Origin of the sequence: Pantoea eucalypti, from assembly GCF_009646115.1 — a bacterium.
GTDB classification, from domain to species: domain Bacteria; phylum Pseudomonadota; class Gammaproteobacteria; order Enterobacterales; family Enterobacteriaceae; genus Pantoea; species Pantoea eucalypti.
In genome coordinates this window covers 3402995-3429107 of sequence record NZ_CP045720.1, presented here as the reverse complement: position 1 = coordinate 3429107, position 26113 = coordinate 3402995, and the positions used below count along the sequence as shown (strand labels likewise).

Annotated in this window: 22 protein-coding genes; 16 read left to right on the top strand and 6 right to left on the bottom strand. The window is 55.8% G+C overall.

Annotated features, from left to right (window positions below; translation table 11 throughout):
* Positions 1 to 30 precede the first annotated feature (30 nt).
* Complete coding sequence (sgrR, locus tag EE896_RS16070) at positions 31 to 1692, bottom strand: HTH-type transcriptional regulator SgrR (RefSeq protein ID WP_008925569.1); 1662 nt, start codon at positions 1690 to 1692, stop codon at positions 31 to 33.
* A 253-nt stretch (positions 1693 to 1945) separates the two neighbouring features.
* Here sgrR and EE896_RS16065 point away from each other — a divergent pair, with 253 nt between their 5' ends.
* Positions 1946 to 3124 carry an MFS transporter gene (locus EE896_RS16065; RefSeq protein WP_039658787.1) on the top strand — a complete coding sequence of 393 codons (1179 nt, stop codon included), beginning with the start codon at positions 1946 to 1948 and terminating at the stop codon, positions 3122 to 3124.
* A gap of 39 nt (positions 3125 to 3163) precedes the next feature.
* Here the strand turns inward: EE896_RS16065 and leuD are convergent, their stop codons facing one another.
* The 5 genes from leuD to leuL all read right to left on the bottom strand — a co-directional run bounded on the left by leuD (position 3164) and on the right by leuL (position 8013).
* Positions 3164 to 3769 (bottom strand): 3-isopropylmalate dehydratase small subunit, encoded by a 606-nt coding sequence (leuD, locus tag EE896_RS16060; RefSeq protein ID WP_008925570.1) that lies wholly within the window; start codon positions 3767 to 3769, stop codon positions 3164 to 3166.
* Positions 3770 to 3772: 3 nt separating this feature from the next.
* On the bottom strand, positions 3773 to 5179 hold the full coding sequence (gene leuC, locus EE896_RS16055) for a 3-isopropylmalate dehydratase large subunit (protein ID WP_140916188.1): 1407 nt from the start codon (positions 5177 to 5179) through the stop codon (positions 3773 to 3775).
* Between the two features lie 4 nt (positions 5180 to 5183).
* The gene (gene leuB, locus EE896_RS16050; protein WP_003854775.1) at positions 5184 to 6275 is read right to left on the bottom strand and encodes a 3-isopropylmalate dehydrogenase; all 1092 of its coding nucleotides are present in this window, start codon (positions 6273 to 6275) and stop codon (positions 5184 to 5186) included.
* 2 nt (positions 6276 to 6277) lie between these two features.
* Positions 6278 to 7840, bottom strand: coding sequence for a 2-isopropylmalate synthase (gene leuA / locus EE896_RS16045; RefSeq protein WP_003854773.1), 1563 nt, complete (start codon positions 7838 to 7840; stop codon positions 6278 to 6280).
* 89 nt (positions 7841 to 7929) lie between these two features.
* Positions 7930 to 8013, bottom strand: coding sequence for a leu operon leader peptide (gene leuL, locus EE896_RS22895; RefSeq protein ID WP_099257765.1), 84 nt, complete (start codon positions 8011 to 8013; stop codon positions 7930 to 7932).
* 730 nt (positions 8014 to 8743) lie between these two features.
* Between leuL and ilvI the strand changes: the two genes are divergently transcribed.
* The 15 genes from ilvI to EE896_RS15965 all read left to right on the top strand — a co-directional run bounded on the left by ilvI (position 8744) and on the right by EE896_RS15965 (position 26113).
* A complete protein-coding gene (gene ilvI, locus EE896_RS16035) occupies positions 8744 to 10468 on the top strand; it encodes an acetolactate synthase 3 large subunit (protein ID WP_140916189.1) in 1725 nt (574 codons plus the stop codon).
* A 2-nt stretch (positions 10469 to 10470) separates the two neighbouring features.
* On the top strand, positions 10471 to 10962 hold the full coding sequence (ilvN, locus tag EE896_RS16030; RefSeq protein WP_003854770.1) for an acetolactate synthase small subunit: 492 nt from the start codon (positions 10471 to 10473) through the stop codon (positions 10960 to 10962).
* Between the two features lie 196 nt (positions 10963 to 11158).
* Positions 11159 to 12169 (top strand): catabolite repressor/activator, encoded by a 1011-nt coding sequence (cra, locus tag EE896_RS16025; protein ID WP_003854769.1) that lies wholly within the window; start codon positions 11159 to 11161, stop codon positions 12167 to 12169.
* A gap of 489 nt (positions 12170 to 12658) precedes the next feature.
* Positions 12659 to 13117 (top strand): division/cell wall cluster transcriptional repressor MraZ, encoded by a 459-nt coding sequence (mraZ, locus tag EE896_RS16020; RefSeq protein WP_003854767.1) that lies wholly within the window; start codon positions 12659 to 12661, stop codon positions 13115 to 13117.
* Positions 13118 to 13119: 2 nt separating this feature from the next.
* The gene (gene rsmH / locus EE896_RS16015) at positions 13120 to 14061 is read left to right on the top strand and encodes a 16S rRNA (cytosine(1402)-N(4))-methyltransferase RsmH (RefSeq protein ID WP_140916190.1); all 942 of its coding nucleotides are present in this window, start codon (positions 13120 to 13122) and stop codon (positions 14059 to 14061) included.
* The gene (gene ftsL, locus EE896_RS16010) at positions 14058 to 14378 is read left to right on the top strand and encodes a cell division protein FtsL (protein ID WP_003854764.1); all 321 of its coding nucleotides are present in this window, start codon (positions 14058 to 14060) and stop codon (positions 14376 to 14378) included. The genes rsmH and ftsL overlap by 4 nt, the downstream gene beginning before the upstream one ends.
* Before the next feature lie 16 nt (positions 14379 to 14394).
* Positions 14395 to 16161 carry a peptidoglycan glycosyltransferase FtsI gene (locus EE896_RS16005; RefSeq protein WP_003854762.1) on the top strand — a complete coding sequence of 589 codons (1767 nt, stop codon included), beginning with the start codon at positions 14395 to 14397 and terminating at the stop codon, positions 16159 to 16161.
* Positions 16148 to 17635 (top strand): UDP-N-acetylmuramoyl-L-alanyl-D-glutamate--2,6-diaminopimelate ligase, encoded by a 1488-nt coding sequence (gene murE, locus EE896_RS16000; RefSeq protein WP_039658783.1) that lies wholly within the window; start codon positions 16148 to 16150, stop codon positions 17633 to 17635. Before EE896_RS16005 ends, murE begins: the two co-directional genes overlap by 14 nt.
* Entirely contained in the window at positions 17632 to 18990 is a 1359-nt protein-coding gene (murF, locus tag EE896_RS15995) for a UDP-N-acetylmuramoyl-tripeptide--D-alanyl-D-alanine ligase (protein WP_008925574.1), read from the top strand. The genes murE and murF overlap by 4 nt, the downstream gene beginning before the upstream one ends.
* Positions 18984 to 20066 (top strand): phospho-N-acetylmuramoyl-pentapeptide-transferase, encoded by a 1083-nt coding sequence (gene mraY, locus EE896_RS15990; RefSeq protein ID WP_003854755.1) that lies wholly within the window; start codon positions 18984 to 18986, stop codon positions 20064 to 20066. The genes murF and mraY overlap by 7 nt, the downstream gene beginning before the upstream one ends.
* Positions 20067 to 20068: 2 nt before the next feature.
* The gene (gene murD / locus EE896_RS15985) at positions 20069 to 21385 is read left to right on the top strand and encodes a UDP-N-acetylmuramoyl-L-alanine--D-glutamate ligase (RefSeq protein ID WP_003854752.1); all 1317 of its coding nucleotides are present in this window, start codon (positions 20069 to 20071) and stop codon (positions 21383 to 21385) included.
* Entirely contained in the window at positions 21385 to 22599 is a 1215-nt protein-coding gene (gene ftsW / locus EE896_RS15980; protein WP_003854750.1) for a cell division protein FtsW, read from the top strand. Before murD ends, ftsW begins: the two co-directional genes overlap by 1 nt.
* The gene (gene murG, locus EE896_RS15975) at positions 22596 to 23654 is read left to right on the top strand and encodes an undecaprenyldiphospho-muramoylpentapeptide beta-N-acetylglucosaminyltransferase (protein WP_140916191.1); all 1059 of its coding nucleotides are present in this window, start codon (positions 22596 to 22598) and stop codon (positions 23652 to 23654) included. Before ftsW ends, murG begins: the two co-directional genes overlap by 4 nt.
* Positions 23655 to 23724: 70 nt before the next feature.
* Positions 23725 to 25203: a UDP-N-acetylmuramate--L-alanine ligase gene (murC, locus tag EE896_RS15970; protein ID WP_140916192.1), complete on the top strand. Its 1479-nt coding sequence runs from the start codon at positions 23725 to 23727 to the stop codon at positions 25201 to 25203.
* Positions 25193 to 26113, top strand: a complete 921-nt coding sequence (locus tag EE896_RS15965; protein WP_003854742.1) for a D-alanine--D-alanine ligase — start codon at positions 25193 to 25195, stop codon at positions 26111 to 26113. The genes murC and EE896_RS15965 overlap by 11 nt, the downstream gene beginning before the upstream one ends.

The window sequence follows — 26113 nt, the reverse complement described above, 5'->3', positions numbered from 1 at the left end:
TCTAGTCATTTCAGCGCCGGGGCGAAAGCGTCACAGCGCGGGTGGGGCGAACCAGGCCGATTTAAAATCAAACCAGCCCAGCGTATTCATCCGGACGCCGCGCATACTGCGCTGCCCTTCAAGCAACAGCCAGTGATGAAACAGCGGATGCAGGCCGGCTTCGTCGACCAGCTGTTTGCTCCATTCGGCCAGCGGCAGCGCTTTCTCGCGCCAGCGGGCCGCATCGCCGTGCCAGTCGATAGCAAGGCAGTGATGCAGCAGCGGGATCTCATAAAGCTGTGCGAACAGCGAATAATTCAGCGGCAGGGTAAAGTTCACGCTTCCCAACCAGATATCACTTTCCGTTTCGCCCTGATACCAGCTTTCGTAGCTGATCTCACGGGTCTCCAGCGTGACGCCATGCTCTGCCAGCAGCGGACGCAGCGCATTCGCGATGCCTTCATGCTCCACGTGCTGGCTGTACCAGGTCAGCGTCAGATGGGTTAAGTCGGGCGGTTTTTCTACTGGCGTCAGGTCACGGCGATGATGCCAGCGTGGCAGCAGACCATACGCCGGAAACCAGTAGCGCTGATAGCCGACACCAGCGTGATTGAGCAGGGCGATGGGGTTAAACAGGTAGCTGACCCAGCGCCGGACCGCTTCGTTGCGACCCTGCTCTGAACGCTGGTCGAACAAAAGATAGTAGCAGCCCTCTTCAAGGCGGCTCTCCTCCTGAACTTCATCGGTGCTGCCGCCCTGCAGACGGACACCCGCATAGACCAGCTCATCGCTGATGTCGGGCAGTACCCAGATAGAGACATCATCAATCAGCGCGCGAAAACCGAAGTAGTCATCAAACGCTTCGATCTTCAGCTGGCTCTCCTGATTGCGGATCACCCGGTAAGGACCGGTGCCAACTGGCTGGCGAGCAAAGTCGTGAAGCGTCGGCCATTCGCGCGGCAGGATCATCGCACTGACGCTGCCCAGCAGCCAGGGCAAGCCCTCGTCGGGCTGGCTTAAACGGATATCCAGCGTCCAGGGGGCAGGTGAGTCGATTTGCGCAATATGGGAAAAGAGCGGATGGGGGCGCTGACGCTCCAGCGTGGCGAGCACATCCTCCATCTCCAGTTCTCTGCCGTGATGGAAGCGAATCGCCGGACGCAGGAAGAAGCGCCAGTGAAGTGGAGACGTCTGCTGCCAGTGGTGCGCAATATCGGGTTCGATTTCCCCGTTTTCCTCATTTATCCGCGTCAGACCGTTGAAAATCTGTCGGGCAATGTGGGTTTCCGAGCGCCGCAGCGGCGAGCCGGGCAAAAGGTTGAGCAGCGGACGATAGTAGAGCACCCGCAGGATATGCTTGCCCTGCCGGAAACTGCGCCCCAGGTGCGCGCTGATCATCTGCCGCACCTGGTTTTTATCGCCTACCAGCTGGACCAGCTGATCGATGCGGTCCTGTTCCAGCAAATCCTCGGCACGCTGCTGCTGCAGGGCCAGGCCCGTGTAGCAGAAGATAAGCTGCGATCGCTTGCCGCGTCCGGCTTCAGCCTGCCAGGTCAGCCAGCCTGCGGCCTGCATCCGGTTGAGCAGATTGCGCATATGGCGGCGCGAGCAGTGCAGCAGATCAGCCAGTTCGCTGAGCGTAATCTCCTGCGTCTGGCCCTGACAACTCTGCCACAGGCGGATGAACTGCTGCTTCAGACGTGATGAGGACATAAAAGGGGAACTCCCTGTGAAAAGCGCTCTGTTTTTCCTGCCCCATTTTAAGAGCAAACTTTACGCTATGGGAAGAGCGGGAGGCATTCAGCAGTGAATGGCGTTCGACCCTCACTTCGCTGTTCAGCGGAGTGCTTTTCTGAGTAGGGTGCATTTACACCGCCAGCAGATGATCTCTGCTGGCTTTTTTCATGTTGCGCGGTATCGTCTACCCTTCTTTTTTCCCCTCTGTTTGTTCTGTAAGGGATTTCGAATGAAATCGCTGTTAACGCGGCAGCGCCGCATCAACCCGGTTTACCTCGCTTTTATGGTCGCCTCGTTCATGCTGGGCATCGCGGGTGCTCTGCAGGCACCGACGCTCAGCCTGTTTCTGACGCGCGAGGTACAGGCGCGGCCCTTCTGGGTCGGGCTGTTTTTCACCATTAATGCGGTGGCCGGTATCGTAGTGAGTATGCTGGTGGCAAAGCGCTCAGACAGCGTCGGCGATCGTCGTCATATCATTCTTTTCTGCTGCCTGATGGCGCTGGTGAATGCGCTACTGTTTGCCTTTACCCGCGACTATCTGACTCTGCTGACACTGGGTGTACTGCTGTCAGCGCTGGCCAGTGTTTCTATGCCGCAGCTGTTTGCGCTGGCACGAGAGTATGCCGATCAGTCGGCGCGTGAAGCAGTGATGTTCAGTTCTGTGATGCGTGCGCAGCTGTCGCTGGCGTGGGTGATCGGGCCGCCGTTATCGTTCGCGCTGGCGCTGAACTACGGCTTTGTGACGCTGTTTATGGTGGCCGCGGTGCTGTTTCTGCTCTGCATTCTGCTGGTCTGGTTTACCCTGCCGTCGGTGCCACGTTCGCAACCACTGATGCAAAGCGGCGGGCTGCCGTTGAGCGGCTGGCGCGATCGCGATGTGCGTTTGCTGTTCCTCGCCTCGGTGGCGATGTGGACCTGCAACACTATGTATATCATTGATATGCCGCTCTATATCAGCACCACGCTGGGTCTGCCGGAGAAACTGGCCGGTCTGCTGATGGGAACGGCGGCCGGGTTGGAAATCCCGGTGATGCTGCTGGCGGGCCATTACGCGCGTCGCATCGGCAAGCGGCGGTTAATGCTGATCGCGGTGGCGGCGGGCGTCCTGTTTTATCTGGGGCTGGTGCTCTTCAATTCCCGCACCTCGCTGATGGTGTTACAGCTGTTTAATGCGGTGTTTGTCGGGATTATTGCTGGCATAGGGATGTTGTGGTTCCAGGATCTGATGCCAGGACGGCCGGGTGCGGCGACCACGATGTTCACCAATTCGATTTCGACCGGCATGATTCTGGCGGGTGTTATTCAGGGGACGCTGAGTGAGCGGCTGGGACATGAGGCGGTTTACTGGCTGGCATTCGGGCTGGGGATAGTGGCGCTGGTGATGTCGGCGCGGGTGCGCGACGTATAAAGAAGCAGGGCGACCGGATGTCGCCCTGCTTTAACGCAATCAGCGCAGGAAGGCGGGCTGATTCTGCTCATACTGCGAAATCGACGCTTCATGCTGCAGCGTCAGGCCGATGCTGTCGAGGCCATTAATCATGCAGTGGCGACGGAAGCTATCGAGTTCAAACGAATAGACTTTGTCGCCTGCCGTCACCGTCTGTGCTTCCAGATCGACTGTGAAGCTGATGCCTGGCTGGGCTGCAACCAGTCTGAACAGCTCATCCACTTCCTCTTCGCTTAATTTCACCGGCAGCAGCTGGTTATTGAAGCTGTTGCCATAAAAGATATCCGCGAAGCTCGGCGCAATCACCACGTGAAAACCGAAATCGGTCAATGCCCAGGGGGCATGCTCACGTGAGGAGCCGCAGCCAAAGTTCTCGCGTGCCAGCAGAATGCTGGTGCCTTTGAACTCCGGCTTGTTCAGCACAAAACCGGGCGTCGGCACCGTACCGGCATCATCTTCAAAGCGCCAGTCGTGGAACAGGTGCTGACCGAAACCGGTGCGGGTCACCTTCTGCAAAAACTGCTTGGGAATGATTGCGTCCGTATCAACGTTCGCGGCATCCAGCGGCGCAACAATACCAGTATGCTGAGTAAATTTATTCGCCATGACTTAAGCTCCTGTCGTCAGTTCACGGATGTCGGCAAAGTGGCCAGTCACGGCAGCCGCCGCGGCCATCGCCGGGCTGACCAGATGGGTACGTCCACCACGGCCCTGACGGCCTTCAAAGTTACGGTTGCTGGTAGAGGCGCAACGCTCGCCCGGATTCAGACGATCATTGTTCATCGCCAGACACATTGAGCAGCCTGGCAGACGCCATTCAAAGCCCGCTTCCAGGAAGATTTTATCCAGACCTTCCGCTTCAGCCTGCGCTTTTACCGGGCCGGAACCTGGTACCACCATGGCAACCACGCCAGGTGCCACTTTGCGGCCTTTAGCGATGGCGGCGGCGGCACGCAGATCTTCAATGCGTGAGTTGGTGCAGGAGCCGATAAACACTTTATCAATCGCAACATCGGTCAGTCTGATGCCCGGTTGCAGGTTCATGTAGGCCAGCGCTTTTTCCGCTGAGGCGCGCTCAACCGGATCGGCGAACGAGGCCGGATTCGGGATCACCTGATCAACGGCAATCACCTGACCCGGGTTGGTGCCCCAGGTGACCTGCGGTGCGATCTCTTCGGCATGCAGCGTGACCACCGCATCATACTTCGCGCCTGCGTCAGACTTCAGGGTGCGCCAGTATTCCACTGCCTGCTCCCATTTCTCGCCCTGTGGGGAGAACTGACGACCTTTCAGGTAGTTGAAAGTAGTGTCATCCGGTGCTACCAGGCCCGCTTTCGCGCCCATCTCAATCGCCATGTTGCACAGGGTCATACGACCTTCCATGCTCAGCGCCTGAATGGCCGGGCCGCAGAATTCAACCACATAACCAGTACCGCCTGCGCTGCCGGTTTTACCGATGATCGCCAGCACGATATCTTTGGCGGTAATGCCGGTGGACGCCTGGCCCAGTACTTCAATCTTCATGGTTTTCGCCCGACCCTGTTTCAGGGTCTGAGTGGCAAATACATGTTCCACTTCAGAGGTGCCGATACCAAACGCCAGCGAGCCGAACGCGCCGTGGGTGGCGGTGTGCGAGTCGCCGCACACAATGGTCATGCCCGGCAGCGTCATACCCTGCTCAGGACCGATAACGTGGACGATGCCCTGGAATGGGTGATTCAGGTCATACAGCTGTACGCCAAATTCTTCGCAGTTCTTCATCAGCTCCTGCATCTGAATACGCGCCATCTCGCCCGACGCATTGATATCTTTGGTCTGGGTAGAGACGTTGTGATCCATCGTGGCAAAGGTTTTGCCCGGCTGACGGACTTTACGTCCGTGTGCGCGCAGGCCATCAAAGGCCTGGGGCGAGGTCACTTCATGGATCAGGTGACGATCGATGTAGAGTAACGGCGTTTCGTTTGGCGCTTCGTGGACGACATGTGCATCAAATAACTTCTGGTATAAGGTTTTCATTTTTTTATTTTTCCTCGGCGATAAAGCGGGCAATGATGCTGCCCATCTCATCTGTGCTGACCGCTGGGCCATCACCGGCTAAATCTTTGGTGCGGTAGCCCTGTTCCAGTGCACGACTGATGGCGCGTTCGATACTGTCGGCTGCCGCATCGGCATTCAGGCTGTAACGCAGCAGCAATGACAGCGACAGAATCTGGGCGACCGGGTTGGCAATATTCTGTCCGGCGATATCCGGCGCTGATCCCCCCGCCGGTTCGAACAGGCCAAAGCCCGCTTCATTCAGGCTGGCTGACGGCAGCATACCCATCGAGCCGGTGATCATGGCACACTCATCAGACAGAATGTCACCAAACAGGTTGGAGCAGAGCAGCACGTCAAACTGCGACGGGTCTTTGATCAACTGCATGGTCGCGTTGTCGATGTAGATGTGGCTCAGTTGCACGTCCGGGTACTCTTTAGCCACTTCGTTGACGATTTCGCGCCACATCACCGAGGTCTGCAGCACGTTAGCTTTATCAACCGAGGTGACTTTGTTGCGACGTTTGCGCGCCGATTCAAACGCGATACGGGCAATGCGCTCGATTTCGAAACGGTGATAGACCTCGGTATCAAAAGCACGCTCTTCCGGGCCGCTGCCTTCACGTCCTTTTGGCTGACCAAAATAGATGCCGCCAGTCAGTTCACGCACGCACAGAATGTCGAAGCCTTTAGCTGCGATGTCGGCGCGCAACGGGCAAAATGCTTCCAGACCGCTGTAGAGCGCCGCCGGACGCAGGTTACTGAACAGCTTAAAATGTTTGCGCAGCGGCAGTAGCGCACCGCGCTCCGGCTGTGATGCGGGCGGTAAGTGCTCCCACTTCGGACCGCCAACGGAACCAAACAGGATCGCGTCGGCCTGCTCGCAGCCTGCAACCGTTGCCGGTGGCAGAGGCTCTCCATGCTGATCGATAGCGATGCCGCCGACCGCATATTCCTGAGTAGTGATCTGCATATCAAAGCGCTGACGAATGGCATCAAGCACCTTCATCGCCTGCGCCATCACTTCCGGGCCGATACCATCACCGGGTAAAACTGCGATATGAGATGAACTGGACATGGTTATACGGTTTCCTTCTGGTCTTTAAATTTGCGCTGCAATTCTTGTTCAACCTGACGGGCACGCCAGATATTGTTCAGGGCGTTGACCATCGCTTTAGCGGAGGACTCCACAATATCGGTCGCCAGACCAATTCCGTGGAATTTGCGGCCGTTGTAGCTTACGACGATATCGACCTGGCCCAGCGCATTCTCGCCGTGGCCTTTAGCGGTCAGTTTGTAGTTAACCAGCTCAGCGTCAAACTGGGTAATGCGGTTAATCGCCTGGTAAACCGCGTCAACCGGGCCGTTACCGGTAGCCGCATCAGATTTAGCAACATCGCCGCAACCCAGATTAACCGAGGCGGTGGCAGTCATGCTGGAACCGGTCTGGACGTTAAATTCGTGCAGCTGGAAATGCTCCGGCTCTTCATTCTGTTTGTTGATGAAGGCCAGCGCTTCCAGGTCGTAATCAAAGACCTGACCTTTTTTGTCGGCCAGCTTCAGGAAAGCGTCATACAGCGTATCCAGATTGTAATCCTGCTCGGCATAACCCATCTCTTCCATACGATGTTTTACCGCCGCACGGCCGGAACGAGAAGTCAGATTGAGCTGAATTTTATGTAAGCCGATCGATTCCGGCGTCAGGATTTCGTAGTTCTCGCGATTCTTCAGCACGCCATCCTGATGAATACCGGAAGAGTGGGCGAAAGCATTGGAGCCGACCACGGCTTTATTCGCTGGGATCGGCATGTTGCAGATCTGGCTGACCATCTGGCTGGTACGGTAAATTTCCTGATGATTGATATTGGTGTGTACGTTCATGATCTGCTGGCGGGTTTTAATCGCCATGATCACCTCTTCCAGCGCACAGTTACCGGCACGTTCACCCAGACCATTCATCGTGCCTTCAACCTGACGCGCGCCTGCCTGGACGGCAGCCAGGGCATTACCGGATGCCATACCCAGGTCATCGTGGGTATGCACAGAGATAATCGCTTTATCGATGTTAGGAACGCGGTTCATCAGTTCACTGATGATGTGCGCATATTCGCCTGGCAGGGTGTAACCAACGGTATCCGGGATGTTGATGGTGGTCGCACCGGCGTTAATCGTGGCTTCCACCATACGGCACAGGTCATCAATCGGGGTACGGCCGCCATCTTCACAGGAGAACTCAACGTCACTGGTGTAGTTACGCGCACGCTTCACCATATGTACCGCACGCTCAATCACTTCTGGCAGCGTGCTGCGCAGTTTGGTTGCGATGTGCATTGGGGAAGTGGCGATGAAGGTATGAATACGGAAGGCTTCGGCAACGCGCAGTGACTCATAAGCTGCGTCGATATCTTTTTCTACACAGCGCGCCAGTCCGCAGACGCGGCTGTTTTTGATGGTGCGCGCAATGGTCTGAACAGACTCAAAGTCGCCCGGTGAGGAGACCGGGAAACCGACTTCCATCACATCCACGCCCATGCGCTCCAGCGCTAACGCAATCTGCAATTTTTCTTTCACACTCAGGCTGGCCTGTAATGCCTGCTCACCGTCGCGCAGAGTGGTATCGAAAATAATGACTTGCTGGCTCATCGTATTCATCCTTATGCTTTTTCTGGCCTGGCAACGAGCATAAAAAAACCCGCGACAGGCGCGGGTTTTTAACTTTCAGCAGGTTTGAATCAGTGTTTGATTCCGCCCACAAGTCTACCGCGCAAGCTGAGTGCGTTTAGTAGTAGACCGAGAAGGCGAACAGAACGAAACATGGATTCAAACCTTATAAAATGTTGTGCTGTACATATTGGTACTGGAATCACTCAGGGATGTCAACCTTCAATGCAGGGGTATTCTCCTGGGCGCCAGAGGAAGATATTCTGTTATTTATCGGTCAGGCAGCGTAATGAACAGCGCGACCCTCACTGTGGACGCAATCAGCACGGGAATGCGGGGCGCTGGGGCGCGATTTAAATTCTATTTAATTGAATTATAAGTATTTTGTTTGCATGGTGTTATGCGGGAACACAGCATTTATCACCTGCTGCTTAGCATAATCCAATGTGCTTTAGTGATTTCCTGGTTAATTACGCCAGAAAAGAAAAATGTCAGACGATAGTGGGCTATTGCAGCCGGTAATAAGTTTTCGTTATTTCTTAGATCACGCTGAAAATAATTTCATACCCAGCATTTTCCTCTGCGGTTCTGCCGCGTAATTAGTTTAATCCGCGTAGCCAATTCTTATCGGCCAGAGGCTTTACGTCCCTGCCTTTTAATTTACGCGGGTTTGCGGTTTGCCTGCCCGTGTAACTGCGGTTATGGTAATCGACCTACTCTCAGAAAAATAAACGCAACAGATTTCTCTGTAACCGGACAGCGGCTGACGTTTCCGCTGTCGTGCATAAACATAAGATTTTGATTGGCAAAGCAGGCACCGGGGCAACGTGATACGCATAAACGGGCGCATTCACAGAGCCGGGTCCGCAAGCCTGGAGGCAGAAGATGGAGATGTTGTCAGGAGCCGAAATGGTCGTCCGTTCGTTAATCGATCAGGGCGTGAAACAGGTATTCGGTTATCCGGGTGGCGCAGTCTTAGATATCTATGATGCGCTGCAAACCGTCGGAGGTATCGATCACATTCTGGTGCGCCATGAGCAGGGTGCGGTGCATATGGCTGATGGCCTGGCGCGCGCGACGGGTGAAGTCGGCGTGGTGCTGGTCACCTCCGGACCTGGTGCAACCAATGCGATTACCGGTATCGCCACCGCCTATATGGACTCGATTCCGCTGGTGATTCTGTCGGGTCAGGTTCCGTCGTCGCTGATTGGCTATGACGCCTTTCAGGAATGCGACATGGTCGGCATCTCTCGTCCGGTGGTGAAGCACAGCTTCCTGGTGAAAAACACCGAAGAGATCCCAAGCGTGCTGAAAAAGGCATTCTGGCTGGCCTCCAGCGGCCGTCCGGGACCCGTGGTGATTGACCTGCCAAAAGATATCCTGAACCCGGCGAACAAATTGCCTTATCACTGGCCGGAGTCAGTGAGCATGCGCTCTTACAATCCCACTATTCAGGGTCATAAAGGGCAGATTAAGCGCGCGCTGACAACATTGCTGGCGGCGAAGAAGCCGGTGATCTATGCGGGTGGCGGTGCCATTACCGCAGGCTGTGAAGCGGAGCTGTTACAGCTGGCAGAAAGCCTGAATATTCCGGTGACGACCTCGCTGATGGGCCTGGGCGCGTTTCCTGGCACCCATCGTCAGTGTGTCGGCATGCTGGGTATGCACGGCACCTATGAAGCTAATATGACGATGCACAACACCGACCTGATTTTTGGGATCGGTGTTCGCTTTGATGATCGCACCACCAACAATCTGGCGAAATATTGCCCCAATGCCACGGTGATGCACATCGATATCGACCCGACCTCTATTTCCAAAACGGTGTCGGCGGATATCCCGATTGTCGGCGATGCAAAACAGGTGCTGCAGCAGATGCTGGAGTTACTGACGCAAAGCGACACGCCATCACGTGCTGAAAGCCTGCACGACTGGTGGCAGGAGATTGAAGGCTGGCGCAGTAGTCACTGTCTGGAATTTGATCGCACCAGCGACAAAATTAAGCCGCAGGCCGTGATTGAAACCATCAGCCGGCTGACCAAAGGCGATGCCTATGTCACGTCAGATGTAGGTCAGCACCAGATGTTTGCTGCGCTCTATTATCCTTTCGATAAACCGCGCCGCTGGATCAACTCTGGCGGTCTGGGCACCATGGGCTTTGGCCTGCCCGCGGCGCTGGGTGTGAAAATGGCGCTGCCGGAAGAGACCGTCATCTGCGTAACGGGCGATGGCAGTATCCAGATGAATATTCAGGAGCTTTCAACAGCATTGCAGTACGATCTGCCGGTGCTGGTACTGAACCTGAATAACCGGGTGCTGGGCATGGTGAAACAGTGGCAGGATATGATCTACTCGGGTCGCCACTCCCAGTCTTATATGGAATCGCTGCCTGACTTCGTGCGTCTGGCGGAAGCCTACGGTCACGTCGGGATCGCGATTGAGCATCCGGCTGAGCTGGAAGAGAAGCTGACGCTGGCGCTGGAAACCCTGGCGAAGGGGCGTCTGGTCTTTGTGGATGTCACCGTTGACGGTAGCGAACATGTCTACCCAATGCAGATTCGCGGTGGCAGCATGGATGAGATGTGGTTGAGCAAAACGGAGAGGACATAATTATGCGTCGTATTTTATCAGTTCTGCTGGAGAACGAATCCGGCGCATTATCCCGTGTCGTCGGCCTGTTCTCACAGCGCGGCTATAACATTGAAAGCCTGACCGTGGCGCCAACCGACGATCCCACACTGTCGCGGATGACCATTCAGACGGTGGGCGATCAGAAGGTACTGGAGCAGATTGAAAAGCAACTGCACAAGCTGGTGGATGTCCTGCGCGTCACCGAGCTGGGGCAGGGCGCCTATGTTGAGCGCGAAATCATGCTGGTGAAGATTCAGGCCAGTGGTTATGGTCGCGAAGAGGTGAAGCGTAACGCCGAGATCTTCCGTGGTCAGATCATCGATGTAACGCCGACGCTGTACACGGTTCAGCTGGCAGGCACCAGCGACAAACTGGACGCCTTCCTGAGCACCGTCCGCGATGTCGCTGAAATTGTTGAAGTGGCGCGCTCCGGTATCGTCGGCGTTTCACGCGGCGATCGCATCATGCGTTAATCACGCTGCGTCATCATCAATCCTCACCTAACCCGGCGAAATGCCGGGTTTTTTTATTTTTTATGCGCCAGGCGGATTACATTCAGAAAAGCGGTTGCTCCGCGCACTTTTCTGCTGTTAGATGATAGACATGAGTTATCCATAGCTTAACTGCGGCTATTTCTGCCGTAAAAGCGGATTTGATGGTGGGGTTATTGTGAAACTGGATGAAATTGCGCGTTTGGCAGGCGTGTCGCGCACCACGGCCAGTTATGTGATCAACGGCAAAGCGCGGCAGTATCGTGTCAGCGACAAGACCGTTGAAAAAGTCATGGCAGTGGTACGTGAACATAATTATCACCCTAATGCGGTGGCTGCGGGGCTGCGCGCCGGGCGTACGCGATCCATTGGGTTAGTGATCCCTGATCTGGAAAATACCAGTTATACGCGTATTGCAAACTATCTTGAGCGACAGGCACGTCAGCGCGGCTATCAGCTTCTGATCGCCTGTTCTGAAGATCAGCCTGAAAACGAGATGCGCTGCATTGAACATCTGCTGCAGCGCCAGGTCGATGCAATTATCGTTTCCACCTCATTACCGCCAGAGCATCCCTTTTATCAGCGCTGGATCAACGATTCTCTGCCAATAATTGCGCTCGACCGTGCGCTGGATCGTGAACATTTTACCAGTGTCGTCGGGGCCGATCAGGACGATGCCCAGACACTGGCTGCTGAACTGCGTCAGCTCGACGTTAAAAATGTGCTGTTCCTCGGTGCGTTACCCGAACTGTCAGTGAGCTTCCTGCGCGAAATGGGTTTCCGCGATGCCTGGAAAGACGATCCCCGTCCGATTGATTATATCTACTGCAACAGCTTCGAACGCACTGCTGCTGCTGCACTGTTTGAGAAATACCTTGAAGATCATCCGATGCCAGAGGCGCTTTTCACCACCTCTTTTGGGCTGCTGCAGGGTGTGATGGATGTGACGCTGAAACGAAACGGCCGCCTGCCGACGGAGCTGGCGATTGCCACCTTTGGCGACCACGAATTACTGGACTTTCTTGAGTGTCCGGTCCTGGCCGTTGGTCAGCGTCATCGTGACGTGGCAGAGCGCGTGCTGGAATTAGTTTTAGCCTCACTGGACGAACCCCGAAAACCAAAACCAGGCTTAACCCGTATCCGGCGTAATTTATACCGTCGCGGACAATTAAGCCGAAGAGTTAAATGAGTAACGGGCAGTATTATACTGCCCCTTTTATTTCGCGATTTACTGATTAAATAAACAGGTCGACGTAAAAAAGGGTAAATTCTGCTCATCAAATCTAACAAAGCAGAAAGCCCGATACCTATTATTTGCTTACAACTTCAACAAACCTTCTTTCCCGTCTGCCCTGAAGCCGCTGGGCTTCCATTCAGAAATCCCCTAAAATGCCGCCGCTGTCTCAGAAATCAGGATAAATATTTAACCCTTTACATTGTTTCATTTTTAGTCTTTTTTCCCCGAGCCATTTTTTTTATTCAGTTATTCATTGGCTTAATTTTTAGTTTCTCCTTTTATTCGATTATATCGTCGCCAGACTTTAATTTTGCGCCTTGTAAAGAGTGATGTTCAACTGCCGCTCCGGCTTGACAAGGATTTCATGGGATCCTTAAACTCGTTTCGTGGTAAAAAGTGGGATAAAGTGGCGTAAATGGGTGATGAGGAGAAGAGACTGGCATGTTCCGCGGAGCAACGTTAGTCAATCTCGACAGCAAAGGGCGGCTCGCCGTACCCACGCGATATCGCGAATTGCTGATTGGGGAGTCTCAGGGGCAGATGGTCTGTACCATCGACCTCCACCAGCCATGCCTGTTGCTTTACACCCTGCCCGAATGGGAAATCATTGAAAAAAAGCTGGCACGCCTTTCCAGTATGAATCCACTTGAGCGCCGCGTGCAGCGTTTGCTGCTGGGACATGCCAGTGAATGTCAGATGGACAATGCAGGCCGCCTGCTGCTGGCGAATACGCTTCGGCAGCACGCAAAATTAACCAAAGAAGTGATGCTGGTTGGACAGTTCAATAAGTTTGAGCTGTGGGATGAACAGACCTGGTATCAACAAGTCAGGGACGATATTGACGCAGAACAGTCGGCTCAGGAACCTTTATCTGAGCGGTTGCAGGACTTGTCGCTATAGCTATGCAGGAAAATTTCAAACATACCACCGTGCTGTTGGATGAGGCGGTTAACGGCCTCAATATCAGGGAAGACGGTATTTACATCGACGGCACATTTGGTCGTGGTGGCCACTCACGCCTGATTCTTTCGCAACTGGGAGAGAAGGGAAAACTGATCGCCATCGATCGTGATCCGCAAGCTATCGCCGCTGCTGCTGAGATTACCGACCCGCGTTTTTCAATTATTCATGGCCCTTTTTCTGCGCTGGCAGAGTATGTTTCTGAACGGGATCTGGTCGGAAAAATTGACGGGATTTTGCTGGACCTGGGGGTTTCATCGCCGCAACTGGATGACGCTGAACGCGGCTTCTCCTTTATGCGTGACGGACCGCTGGACATGCGAATGGACCCGTCGCGTGGTCACTCAGCCGCAGAATGGTTGCTGCACGCGGAAGAGGCAGATATCGCTTTCGTCCTGAAGACTTACGGTGAAGAGCGATTCGCTAAACGTATTGCCCGGGCCATTGTCGAGCGCAATCGCGAGCAGCCGATGACCCGCACCCGTGAACTGGCTGAAGTCATCTCCATCGCTATGCCAGTGAAAGATAAGTTTAAACATCCGGCTACACGCAGCTTCCAGGCCATTCGCATCTGGATTAACAGTGAACTGGAAGAGATCGATATCGCACTGAAAGGCGCGGTTCAGGTACTCGCACCGCAGGGCCGTCTCTCTGTGATCAGCTTCCATTCACTGGAAGATCGGCTGGTTAAGCGCTTTATGCGCGATCAGAGTCGTGGACCACAGGTGCCGGCCGGAATACCGATGACTGAACATCAGCTGCGAGCCCTGGGTGGCCGTGAACTGAAGTTGCTCGGCAAAATGTCGCCGGGTGACGCTGAAGTCTCTGAGAACTCACGCGCGCGCAGCTCGGTTTTACGTATCGCGGAGAAAACCGACGCATGATCGGTAACGAGCGTCACAGTCTGCCTGCCGTTATCGGCGGGGATCTGCTGCGAAAGGGCAAGATTCCGGTGCTGTTGCTGATCGCTGTCGTGGTTTCTGCCGTGCTGGTGGTCACCACCACGCATAAAACACGACTGTTAACGGCACAGCGTGAACAGCTGGTGCTGGAGCGTGACGCGCTGGATATCGAGTGGCGCAACCTGATTCTGGAAGAGAATGCGCTGGGCGATCACAGCCGTGTTGAACGCATCGCCACCGAGAAGCTGCAGCTGCAGCACGTTGATCCTTCACAAGAAAATATCGTGGTGCAGAAATAAGGACTTAAGTTAGCGAATGAGCGGCACAGGCAGAACGCTGAAATTGAAGAAACCGGAAGATAAAGCCAGCTTTGTAAGCTGGCGTTTTGCGTTGCTGTGCGGCTGTATTTTACTGGCGCTGGGTGGATTGCTGTCACGTGTTGCCTGGCTGCAGGTGATTAATCCTGGCAAGCTGGTCAAAGAGGGCGATCTGCGCTCGCTGCGCGTTCAGGCGGTGCCAACCTCGCGCGGGATGATCAGCGATCGTGCCGGACGACCGCTGGCAGTGAGTGTCCCGGTTAATGCCATCTGGGCGGATCCAAAAGAGCTGCACGCCGGTGGTGGCGTCACGCTGGACAGCCGCTGGAAGGCACTCTCTGATGCGCTCTCTATCCCCCTTGACCAGTTGGCCGCGCGCGTAAATGCCAATCCTAAAGGCCGCTTTGTCTATCTGGCGCGTCAGGTCAATCCGGCCATCGGCGACTACGTCAAAAAACTCAAACTTCCCGGTATTCATCTGCGCGAAGAGTCGCGCCGTTACTATCCTGCCGGGCAGGTTACCTCTCATCTGATTGGCTTTACCAACATCGACGGGCAGGGCATTGAAGGCATTGAGAAGAGTTTTGATAAATGGCTGACCGGTGCGCCGGGCGAGCGGACGGTGCGTAAAGATCGCTACGGTCGCGTCATCGAAGATATCTCCTCTGTGGACAGCCGGGCCGCGCATAACCTGACTCTCAGCATCGATGAGCGCTTACAGGCGCTGGTCTACCGTGAACTGAATAACGCCGTGGCCTTTAACAAAGCGGAATCGGGCACGGCAGTCCTGGTGGATGTGAATACCGGCGAAGTACTGGCGATGGCCAACAGCCCGGCTTACAACCCGAATAATCTTGGCAACACGCCGAAAGATCTGATGCGTAACCGCGCCATCACCGACATTTTCGAACCTGGCTCGACCGTGAAGCCGATGGTGGTCATGGCGGCGCTGCAACGCGGCGTGGTCAGAGAGAACAGTGTCCTGAATACCGTGCCATATCGCGTTAATGGTCATGAGATCAAGGATGTGGCGCGCTACAACGAATTGACCCTGACAGGGGTTTTACAGAAATCGAGTAACGTCGGTGTTTCACGTCTGGCGTTAGCGATGCCTTCCTCAGCGCTTGTAGAAACTTATGCGCGCTTTGGACTGGGCAAACCGACCAATTTGGGGCTGGTCGGGGAAAGCAGTGGCTTATACCCTAAAAAACAACGGTGGTCTGACATAGAGAGGGCCACCTTCTCTTTCGGCTACGGGCTAATGGTAACGCCGTTACAGTTAGCGCGAGTCTACGCAACAATTGGCAGCTATGGCATTAATCGCCCGCTGTCGATTACCAAAGTGGATCCGCCCGTCGCGGGACAACGCGTTTTCGATGAGTCACTGGTGAAAACCGTGATGCATATGATGGAAAGCGTGGCGCTGCCTGGTGGCGGTGGGGTCAAAGCGGCCATCAAAGGTTATCGGATTGCGATAAAAACCGGTACAGCGAAAAAAGTCGGGCCCGATGGTCGCTACGTCAACAAATACATTGCCTATACCGCAGGCGTTGCGCCTGCCAGTCATCCCCGATTCGCGCTGGTGGTGGTGATCAACGATCCCCAGGCCGGCAAGTATTACGGTGGTGCGGTTTCTGCCCCGGTGTTTGGTGCCATCATGGGCGGCGTACTGCGCACCATGAACATCGAGCCGGACGCGTTACCGACCAATGACAAGAATGAGTTGGTGACTAACAGAAGTGAGGAAACAAGTGACAGATCGTAACCTGCGCGACTTACTCGGCCCCTGGGTGCCAGGCGCGCCGGCGCGCCCACTGCGCGACATGACACTGGATAGCCGCATTGCGGCTTCTGGCGATCTGTTTGTCGCTGTTGCAGGCCATCAGGTCGATGGACGCCGTTTCATCCCGCAGGCGATTGCTCAGGGCGTCGCCGCCGTGGTGGCCGAAGCTGAAGGCGAAGCCGCCGACGGCGAAATCCGTGAAATGCACGGCGTACCGGTTATCTATCTGGCCCAATTGCCTCAGCGTCTTTCAGCCTTAGCAGGCCGTTTTTATCAGCAGCCGGGTGAGAAACAGACGCTGATTGGCGTTACGGGTACAAATGGTAAAACCACCACGACCCAGTTGCTGGCGCAGTGGGCAACGCTGCTGGGTGAAACCAGCGCGGTCATGGGCACCGTCGGGAATGGGCTGGTGGGTCACTTGTCCGCGGCAGAAAATACCACCGGCTCAGCAGTTGATGTTCAGCATCTGCTGAACGATCTGGCGGAAAAAGGGGCGACCCTGACCGCAATGGAAGTCTCGTCACACGGACTGGTTCAGCATCGCGTCGCGGCGCTGCCGTTTGCCGCAGCGGTCTTTACCAATCTCAGCCGCGATCACCTCGATTATCACGGTGATATGCAGAGCTACGAGTCAGCCAAATGGCTGCTGTTTTCTGAGCATCAGGTCGGGCAGGCGATTCTTAACGCCGATGATGAAGTCGGTCGTCGCTGGCTGGCGCGCTTACCGGATGCGGTGGCAGTCACCATGGAGAATAACCTCCAGCCTGGCTGCCATGGCCGCTGGCTGAAAGCCGATGCGGTGGAGTACCACGATAACGGCGCACACATCCGTTTCAGCTCCAGCTGGGGCAACGGAGAAATCAACAGTCCATTAATGGGCGCGTTCAACGTCAGCAATCTGATGCTGGCGCTGGCGACGCTGCTGTCACTGGATTATCCGCTGGCGACGCTGATCAACGTTGCACCGCAGTTGCAGCCGGTCAACGGGCGTATGGAAGTGTTCAGCGCCGCAGGAAAACCGACGGTCGTGGTGGATTATGCCCATACGCCGGATGCGCTGGAAAAAGCGCTGGAAGCAGCCCGCCTGCACTGCAAAGGCAAACTGTGGTGTCTGTTTGGCTGCGGTGGCGATCGTGACAAAGGCAAACGACCATTAATGGGCGCGATTGCTGAGCAATATGCGGATGTGGTGGTGATTACCGACGACAATCCGCGCAGCGAAGATCCGCAGGCGATTGTTAACGATATTCTGACCGGTTTGCTGGATCCGGGCCGCGCCCGGCTGGTGTCTGGCCGCGCGCAGGCCGTCACTAACACCATCATGCAGGCTCAGCCTGACGATATCGTACTGGTGGCCGGTAAAGGCCACGAAGATTATCAGATCATCGGCAATCGCCGTCTCGACTACTCCGATCGTGCCACGGTTGCGGCACTGCTGGGAGGCGCAGCATGATTCCGGTTTCATTAAAAACGCTTGCGGAGATCACCGGCGGAACGCTGCACGGCAGTGATTTAACCCTGAATGACGTAACGACGGATACCCGCAAAGTGACAGCAGGCAGTCTGTTTGTCGCGCTGGTGGGCGAACGTTTTGATGCCCATGACTTCGCTGAAGAGGCCATTGACAGTGGCGCACAGGCGTTACTGGTCAGTAAGCATTTACCTGTCTCTGTGCCTCAGGTCGTCGTGGAAGATACCCGACTTGCTTTTGGCCGACTGAGTGCCTGGGTTCGTCAGCAGTCCACTGCCCGCGTCGTGGCGCTGACCGGCTCGTCCGGCAAAACGTCGGTTAAAGAGATGACGGCAGCGATTCTGCGTGAGTGCGGTGAGACGCTCTACACCGCAGGCAATCTCAACAACGATTATGGCGTGCCGATGACGCTGCTGCGTCTGACCGCAGAGCATCAGTATGCGGTAATTGAGCTTGGCGCTAATCATCAGGGCGAAATCGCCTACACCACCGACCTGGTTAAACCGGAAAGCGCGCTGGTGAATAACCTGGCAGCGGCCCATCTGGAAGGCTTTGGTTCGCTGGCGGGTGTCGCTAAAGCCAAGGGCGAGATTTTTCAGGGCTTACCGGCGAATGGCATTGCGATTCTCAATGAGGAAAGCAACGACTGGCCAAACTGGCAGACCACGCTGCAGGACAAAACCGTGTGGCGCTTCTCGCCGCAGGCGGCAGCGTGTGATTTCTCTGCCCGTGATATCCGCATTGCGCAGGACGGCACCCATTTTGTGATGAAGACACCGCGTGGTGAGGCTGAGATTGTGCTGCCGTTGCCGGGTCGGCATAACATCGCCAACGCACTGGCTGCGGCGGCTCTGGCCCTGTCAGTGGATGCCCCGCTTAGCGCCGTTCAGCAGGGGCTGAAAAACCTGCAGTCGGTGCCAGGTCGCCTGTTCCCGGTGCGCCTCTCTGCGCATCAGCTGCTGCTGGATGACAGTTATAACGCGAATGTCGGATCGATGACCGCCGCCGTCCAGGTCCTGTCAGAGATGCCGGGCTACCGGGTGCTGGTCGCCGGCGATATGGCGGAACTGGGTGATGAGACCGAAAAATGTCACCGCGAAATCGGGGATGCGGCACGTGATGCAGGTATTGATCGCGTACTGAGCTGCGGAAAATTCAGCCATTTTATTAGTGAAAACAGCAAAGCTGGCGAACATTTCAGCGATAAGACAGCGCTGACTGAACGTTTGCGTCAATTGTTGTCCGAACACTCAGAAATTACCGTCCTGATAAAAGGCTCGCGTAGTGCCGCCATGGAGCAGGTAGTACAGAGCTTAAAGGAGAAAGGAACATGTTAGTTTGGCTGGCCGAGCATCTGGTCGCTTTTTATTCGGGCTTCAACGTCTTTTCCTATCTGACGTTTCGCGCCATTGTCAGCCTGCTGACAGCACTCTTTATCTCTCTCTGGATGGGGCCGCGCCTGATTGCGTGGCTGCAGAAATTACAGATTGGTCAGGTTGTCCGTAACGATGGCCCGGAATCGCATTTCAGTAAGCGCGGAACGCCAACAATGGGCGGGATTATGATTCTGACCTCCATCACCATTTCGGTGCTGATGTGGGCATATCCGTCGAATCCCTATGTCTGGTGCGTGCTGTTCGTGCTCATCGGCTTTGGCATCATCGGCTTTGTCGATGACTACCGCAAAGTGGTGCGCAAAGATACTAAGGGTCTGATTGCCCGCTGGAAATATTTCTGGATGTCGGTTATTTCTCTGGGCGTCGCGTTCGGGCTTTATGCAGCAGGTAAAGACACCCCGGCGACCCAGCTTGTGGTGCCCTTTTTCAAAGACATCATGCCACAGTTAGGCCTGTTTTATGTGCTGCTGGCCTACTTTGTGATTGTCGGAACGGGTAACGCGGTCAATCTGACCGATGGTCTCGATGGTCTGGCGATCATGCCCACCGTCTTTGTCGCCGCAGGCTTTGCGCTGGTTGCCTGGGCCACCGGTAACGTGAAGTTTGCTGAATATCTTCATATTCCTTATCTGCGTCACGCCGGTGAGCTGGTGATTGTCTGTACCGCCATCGTCGGGGCAGGGCTGGGCTTCCTGTGGTTCAACACCTATCCGGCTCAGGTCTTTATGGGTGATGTCGGCTCACTGGCGCTGGGCGGCGCGCTGGGAACCATCGCCGTGTTGCTGCGTCAGGAATTTTTACTGGTGATTATGGGTGGCGTGTTTGTGGTTGAAACGCTGTCGGTAATCCTGCAGGTGGGATCGTTTAAGTTGCGCGGCCAGCGTATTTTCCGCATGGCGCCGATCCATCACCACTATGAACTCAAGGGCTGGCCGGAACCGCGCGTCATTGTGCGCTTCTGGATTATTTCGCTAATGCTGGTGCTGATTGGCCTGGCCACGCTGAAGGTGCGTTAATCATGGCTGACTATCGGGGTAGAAAAGTTGTCATTATCGGGCTGGGCCTTACCGGGCTCTCCTGTGTTGATTTCTTTTTAGCGCAGGGCGTAACGCCCCGCGTGATGGACACCCGTGTCTCGCCGCCGGGGCTGGATAAATTGCCCGGGCAGGTTGAACGTCACCTGGGCGGCATCAACGGTGACTGGCTGCTGGCGGCCGATCTGATTGTTGCCAGCCCTGGCGTCGCGCTGGCGCATCCGATTCTTAGCGAAGCCGTCGAAGCCGGAATCGAAATCGTCGGTGATATTGAGCTGTTCTGCCGCGAGGCGCAGGCACCTATCGTGGCGATCACCGGTTCCAACGGCAAAAGCACTGTTACAACGCTGGTGGGTGAGATGGCGAAAGCCGCGGGCTGGCAGGTGGGCGTTGGCGGCAATATCGGTCTGCCCGCGCTGAGTCTGCTGCAATCACCCGCGCAACTTTATGTACTGGAACTTTCCAGCTTCCAGCTTGAGACCACATACAGTCTGAAAGCGGCTGCGGCAACCGTGCTCAACGTCAGTGAAGATCATATGGATCGCTATCCGCTGGGTATGCAGCAGTATCGCGCCGCCAAGCTGCGGGTTTATGAGAATGCACAGATCTGCATCGTTAACGCCGATGACGCACTGACAATGCCGGTCCGCGGCGCAGATACCCGCTGTGTCAGCTTTGGTGTCGATTTTGGTGACTATCACCTGAATAAGCAGCAAGGCAGCATCTGGCTGCGGGTGAAGGGCGAGAAAGTCCTGAACACCGCTGAAATGAAGATGGTGGGACAGCACAACTATACCAACGCGCTGGCGGCACTGGCGCTGGCCGATGCGGTCGGTCTGCCACGCGCTTCAAGCCTGGCGGCCTTAACGCACTTTAACGGTCTGGCGCATCGTTTCCAGCTGGTCCATGAACATCAGGGCGTGCGCTGGATCAATGACTCCAAAGCGACCAATGTCGGCAGCACCGAAGCGGCGCTCAATGGCCTGCAGGTTCAGGGAACGCTGTGGCTGCTGATGGGCGGTGATGGTAAGTCAGCCGATTTTACGCCGCTGATCCCCTGGCTGCAGGGCGACAACGTGCGTCTTTACTGCTTTGGTCGCGACGGTGATGCGCTGGCCGCGCTGCGTCCTGATATCGCCGTGCGCACAGAAACCATGCGGCAGGCGATGGAGCAGATCGCGCCGCAGGTTAACGCAGGCGATATGGTTCTGCTGTCGCCGGCCTGCGCCAGCCTTGACCAGTTCCGTAACTTTGAGCAGCGCGGTGAGCAGTTCGCGCAACTGGCGAAGGAGTTGAGCTGATGCGTATTCCTGGTGCCGGACTGGCGGGATATTTCTCAGGACGCCTGAAAGATTGGGTCATGGGCGCACGTGAAAGTGATGACTCTTCACTGGTGCTCTATGACCGCACACTGCTATGGCTCACGCTGGGCCTGGCGGTGATTGGTTTTGTGATGGTGACGTCGGCATCAATGCCGGTGGGTCAGCGTCTGAATGACGATCTCTTTTACTTCGCCAAGCGTGATGCTTTCTACATCGTGCTGGCATTAGGTATGGCACTGGTCACGTTGCGGGTGCCGATGGATTTCTGGCAGCGCTACAGCAACGTGATGCTGATGGTCACGGTGGCGATGCTGCTGATTGTTCTGGTAGTTGGTAGCTCGGTAAACGGTGCATCGCGCTGGATTGCACTGGGTCCACTGCGTATCCAGCCGGCTGAGTTGTCGAAGCTCTCTCTGTTCTGTTATCTCGCCAGTTATCTGGTGCGCAAAGTGGAAGAGGTGCGTAACAACTTTTGGGGCTTCTGTAAGCCGATGGGCGTGATGGTCGTGCTGGCCGTGTTACTGCTGGCACAGCCGGACCTCGGTACGGTGGTTGTGTTGTTTGTGACTACGCTGGCGATGCTGTTCCTGGCAGGTGCCAAGCTGTGGCAGTTCATGGCAATTATCGGCTCCGGCATTTTTGCGGTAATTCTGCTGATCATTGCAGAACCCTACCGTATGCGCCGTGTGACGTCGTTCTGGAATCCGTGGGAAGATCCCTTTGGTAGCGGCTACCAGCTGACTCAGTCGCTGATGGCATTTGGTCGCGGTGAATTCTGGGGGCAGGGGCTCGGTAACTCTGTGCAAAAGCTGGAATATCTGCCGGAAGCCCATACCGACTTTATTTTCGCCATCATCGGGGAAGAACTCGGCTACGTCGGTGTGGTATTGGCACTTTTAATGGTATTCTTCGTCGCTTTTCGTGCGATGTCGATTGGCCGTCGTGCTCTGGAACTGGATCAGCGTTTTTCCGGCTTTTTAGCCTGTTCGATTGGTGTCTGGTTCAGCTTCCAGGCGCTGGTTAACGTCGGGGCTGCCGCGGGTATGTTACCGACCAAAGGTCTGACCTTACCGCTGATCAGTTACGGTGGGTCGAGTCTGATCATTATGTCGACCGCCATCGTTTTTTTATTACGCATAGATTATGAAACGCGCCTGGCGAAAGCGCAGGCGTTTACCCGAGGTGGTCGATGAGCGGTAAGCGATTGATGGTGATGGCAGGCGGAACCGGCGGACATGTCTTTCCCGGTCTGGCTGTCGCCCATCACCTGATGGAACAGGGCTGGCAGGTTCGCTGGTTAGGCACCGCCGACCGTATGGAAGCCGATCTGGTGCCGAAGCACGGCATCGAAATCGACTTTATCCGCATCAGCGGACTACGCGGTAAGGGCATGAAAGCGTTGCTGCTGGCACCGCTGCGCATCTTCAATGCATGGCGTCAGGCGCGTCGCATCATGAAAGCGTGGAAGCCGGATGTCGTGCTGGGCATGGGCGGCTACGTTTCCGGTCCGGGCGGCTTAGCGGCCTGGAGCTGCGGTATTCCGGTTGTGCTGCATGAGCAGAACGGTATTGCCGGTCTGACCAATAAATGGCTGGCGAAAATCGCCACCAAAGTTTTGCAGGCGTTTCCGGGCGCGTTTCCTGCCGCCGACGTGGTAGGAAATCCGGTTCGCACTGACGTTCTGGCATTGCCTTTACCTGCGCAACGTCTGGCAGATCGTCATGGCCCGATTCGGGTGCTGGTGATTGGTGGAAGTCAGGGCGCACGGATACTGAACCAGACGCTACCGCAGATTGCGGCGCTGGTGGGTGATGAGATCACCCTGTGGCATCAGACCGGTAAAGGGGCGCTGCCTGAAACAGAGAAAGCGTATCAGCAGGTCGGTCAGACGCAGCATAAAGTGACCGAATTTATTGATGATATGGCTGCTGCCTATGCCTGGGCTGATGTGGTGGTATGCCGCTCCGGTGCGTTAACCGTGAGCGAAGTTGCTGCCGCTGGTTTACCGGCCATTTTTGTGCCGTTTCAGCACAAAGATCGCCAGCAGTACTGGAACGCGCTGCCGCTGGAAAAAGCGGGCGCCGCCAGAATTTTTGAGCAGCCGCAATTTACTGCGGAGGCTGTAGCGGATCTGCTACGCCACTGGGATCGTGCAACACTGCTGACGATGGCTGAACAGGCCCGTCAGGTGGCTATCCCCGATGCGACTGAACAAGTCGCTCAGGAAGTGGCTCGCGCCGCAAAGTAATCATTCCGGTCAGCGCGTCTGACCTGTACCCGGACTGGGTACAAACTGAAATAGCAGGTAACAGAGAGCGATGAATACACAACAATTGGCAAAACTGCGTTCTATCGTGCCCGAGATGCGTCGCGTCCGGCACATCCACTTTGTCGGCATCGGCGGTGCTGGCATGGGCGGTATTGCCGAAGTGTTAGCAAATGAAGGCTACCATATCAGCGGTTCAGATCTGGCCCCTAACCCGGTGACGCAGAATCTGATTGCGCTGGGTGCCACTATTTATTTTAACCATCGCCCTGAAAACGTGACTGATGCCAGCGTGGTCGTGGTTTCCAGCGCCGTTTCGCAGGATAACCCTGAACTGGTAGCGGCACGTGAACAGCGCATTCCGGTGATCCGTCGCGCGGAGATGCTGGCTGAACTGATGCGTTTCCGTCACGGCATTGCCGTTGCAGGGACCCATGGCAAAACGACGACGACGGCGATGGTGTCGAGCATTTATGCGGAAGCGGGTCTCGATCCGACCTTCGTTAACGGCGGACTGGTTAAAGCAGCTGGCACCCATGCCCGTCTGGGTAACAGCCGGTATCTGATTGCTGAAGCGGATGAGAGCGATGCGTCGTTTCTGCATCTGCAGCCGATGGTGGCGATTGTGACCAACATTGAAGCTGACCATATGGACACCTATCAGGGCGATTTTGAGAACCTGAAGCAGACCTTTATTAACTTCCTGCACAACCTGCCGTTTTACGGTCGTGCGGTGATGTGCGTGGATGATGCAGTTATTCGTGATCTGATTCCTCGCGTGGGCCGTCATATCACCACGTACGGTTTCAGTGACGATGCGGATCTGCGCATTGAAAATTACGAGCAGAGTGGCGCGCAGGGGCATTTCACTCTGATTCGTCAGGATAAAGCGCCGCTGCAGATTACGCTGAACGCGCCGGGCCGCCACAATGCCCTGAACGCGGCCGCCGCTGTCGCCGTCGCCAGTGAAGAAGGCATCGAAGACAATGCGATTCTGGCCGCACTGGAGAGCTTCCAGGGCACAGGCCGTCGCTTTGATCTGCTGGGTGAATTCCCGACCGAGCCGGTCAATGGACAATCGGGCACCGCGATGCTGGTGGATGATTACGGTCATCACCCAACCGAAGTTGACGCGACGATTAAAGCCGCGCGCGCAGGCTGGCCGGATAAAAAGCTGGTGATGGTGTTTCAGCCGCACCGTTATAGCCGTACCCGCGATTTGTTTGATGATTTCGCCAACGTACTGTCGCATGTCGATGTGTTGCTGATGCTGGATGTGTACTCCGCTGGTGAGACCGCGATTCCAGGCGCTGACAGTCGTTCGCTCTGCCGTGCCATTCGTAACCGGGGCAAGGTCGATCCGATTCTGGTGCCGGAACATGACGCACTGCCGGAGATGCTTGCACCGCTGCTGTCAGGCAATGACCTGATTCTGGTACAGGGTGCCGGGAACGTCGGCAAGGTTGCCCGCAAGCTGGCGGACACGAAGCTCCAGCCGGAACGCAAAGCGGAGGATCGTCATGGCGGATAAAGTTGCAGTATTAATGGGTGGCACGTCGGCAGAGCGCGAGGTTTCGCTCAACTCGGGTCAGGCCGTGATTGCCGGATTGCGGGAAATGGGTATCGATGCACATGGCATCGATACCCGCGATGTCTCCGTGCTGACGCTGAAAGAGCAGGGCTTTACCAAAGCCTTTATCGCGCTACATGGTCGCGGCGGTGAAGATGGCACGATGCAGGCGGTGCTGGAATTCCTGCAACTGCCTTACACCGGCAGCGGCGTGATGGCATCGGCGGTGACGATGGATAAGTTGCGCACCAAACTGCTGTGGCAGGGGCGTGGTTTACCATCAGGAAAATTTGTCTGGCTGACGCGTCAGCAGTTTGAGGGCGGGCTGGATGAGGAGAGCAACGCGGCGATTGCAGCGCTTGGCCTGCCACTGTTTGTGAAGCCAGCCTGTGAAGGCTCCAGCGTGGGCATCAGCCGTGTTAACGATCTGCACGCGCTGCCAGCGGCACTGGAGATGGCGTTTAAGTACGACAATGACGTACTGGTCGAGGCGTTTCTCAGCGGCGCGGAGTATACCGTCGCGATTGTGGGCGATCGTATCCTGCCCTCAATAGAAATAAAGAGCGCCAGCGAGTTCTATGACTATGAAGCTAAATACATTTCTGACGATACTCAGTACGTCTGTCCGGCCGAGTTAAGTGCTGAACGTGAAGCTGAATTGCAGCAGCTGGTGCTGGCGGCCTGGCGTGCGCTGGGCTGTCGTGGCTGGGGACGGGTTGATGTGATGACCGACGGGGAAGGGCGCTTTCAGTTACTGGAAGCCAATACTTCACCAGGCATGACCAGCCACAGTCTGGTTCCTATGGCAGCAAAACAGGCGGGTATGAGCTTCCCGCAGCTGGTAGCCCATATTCTGGAGCTGGCCGACTGA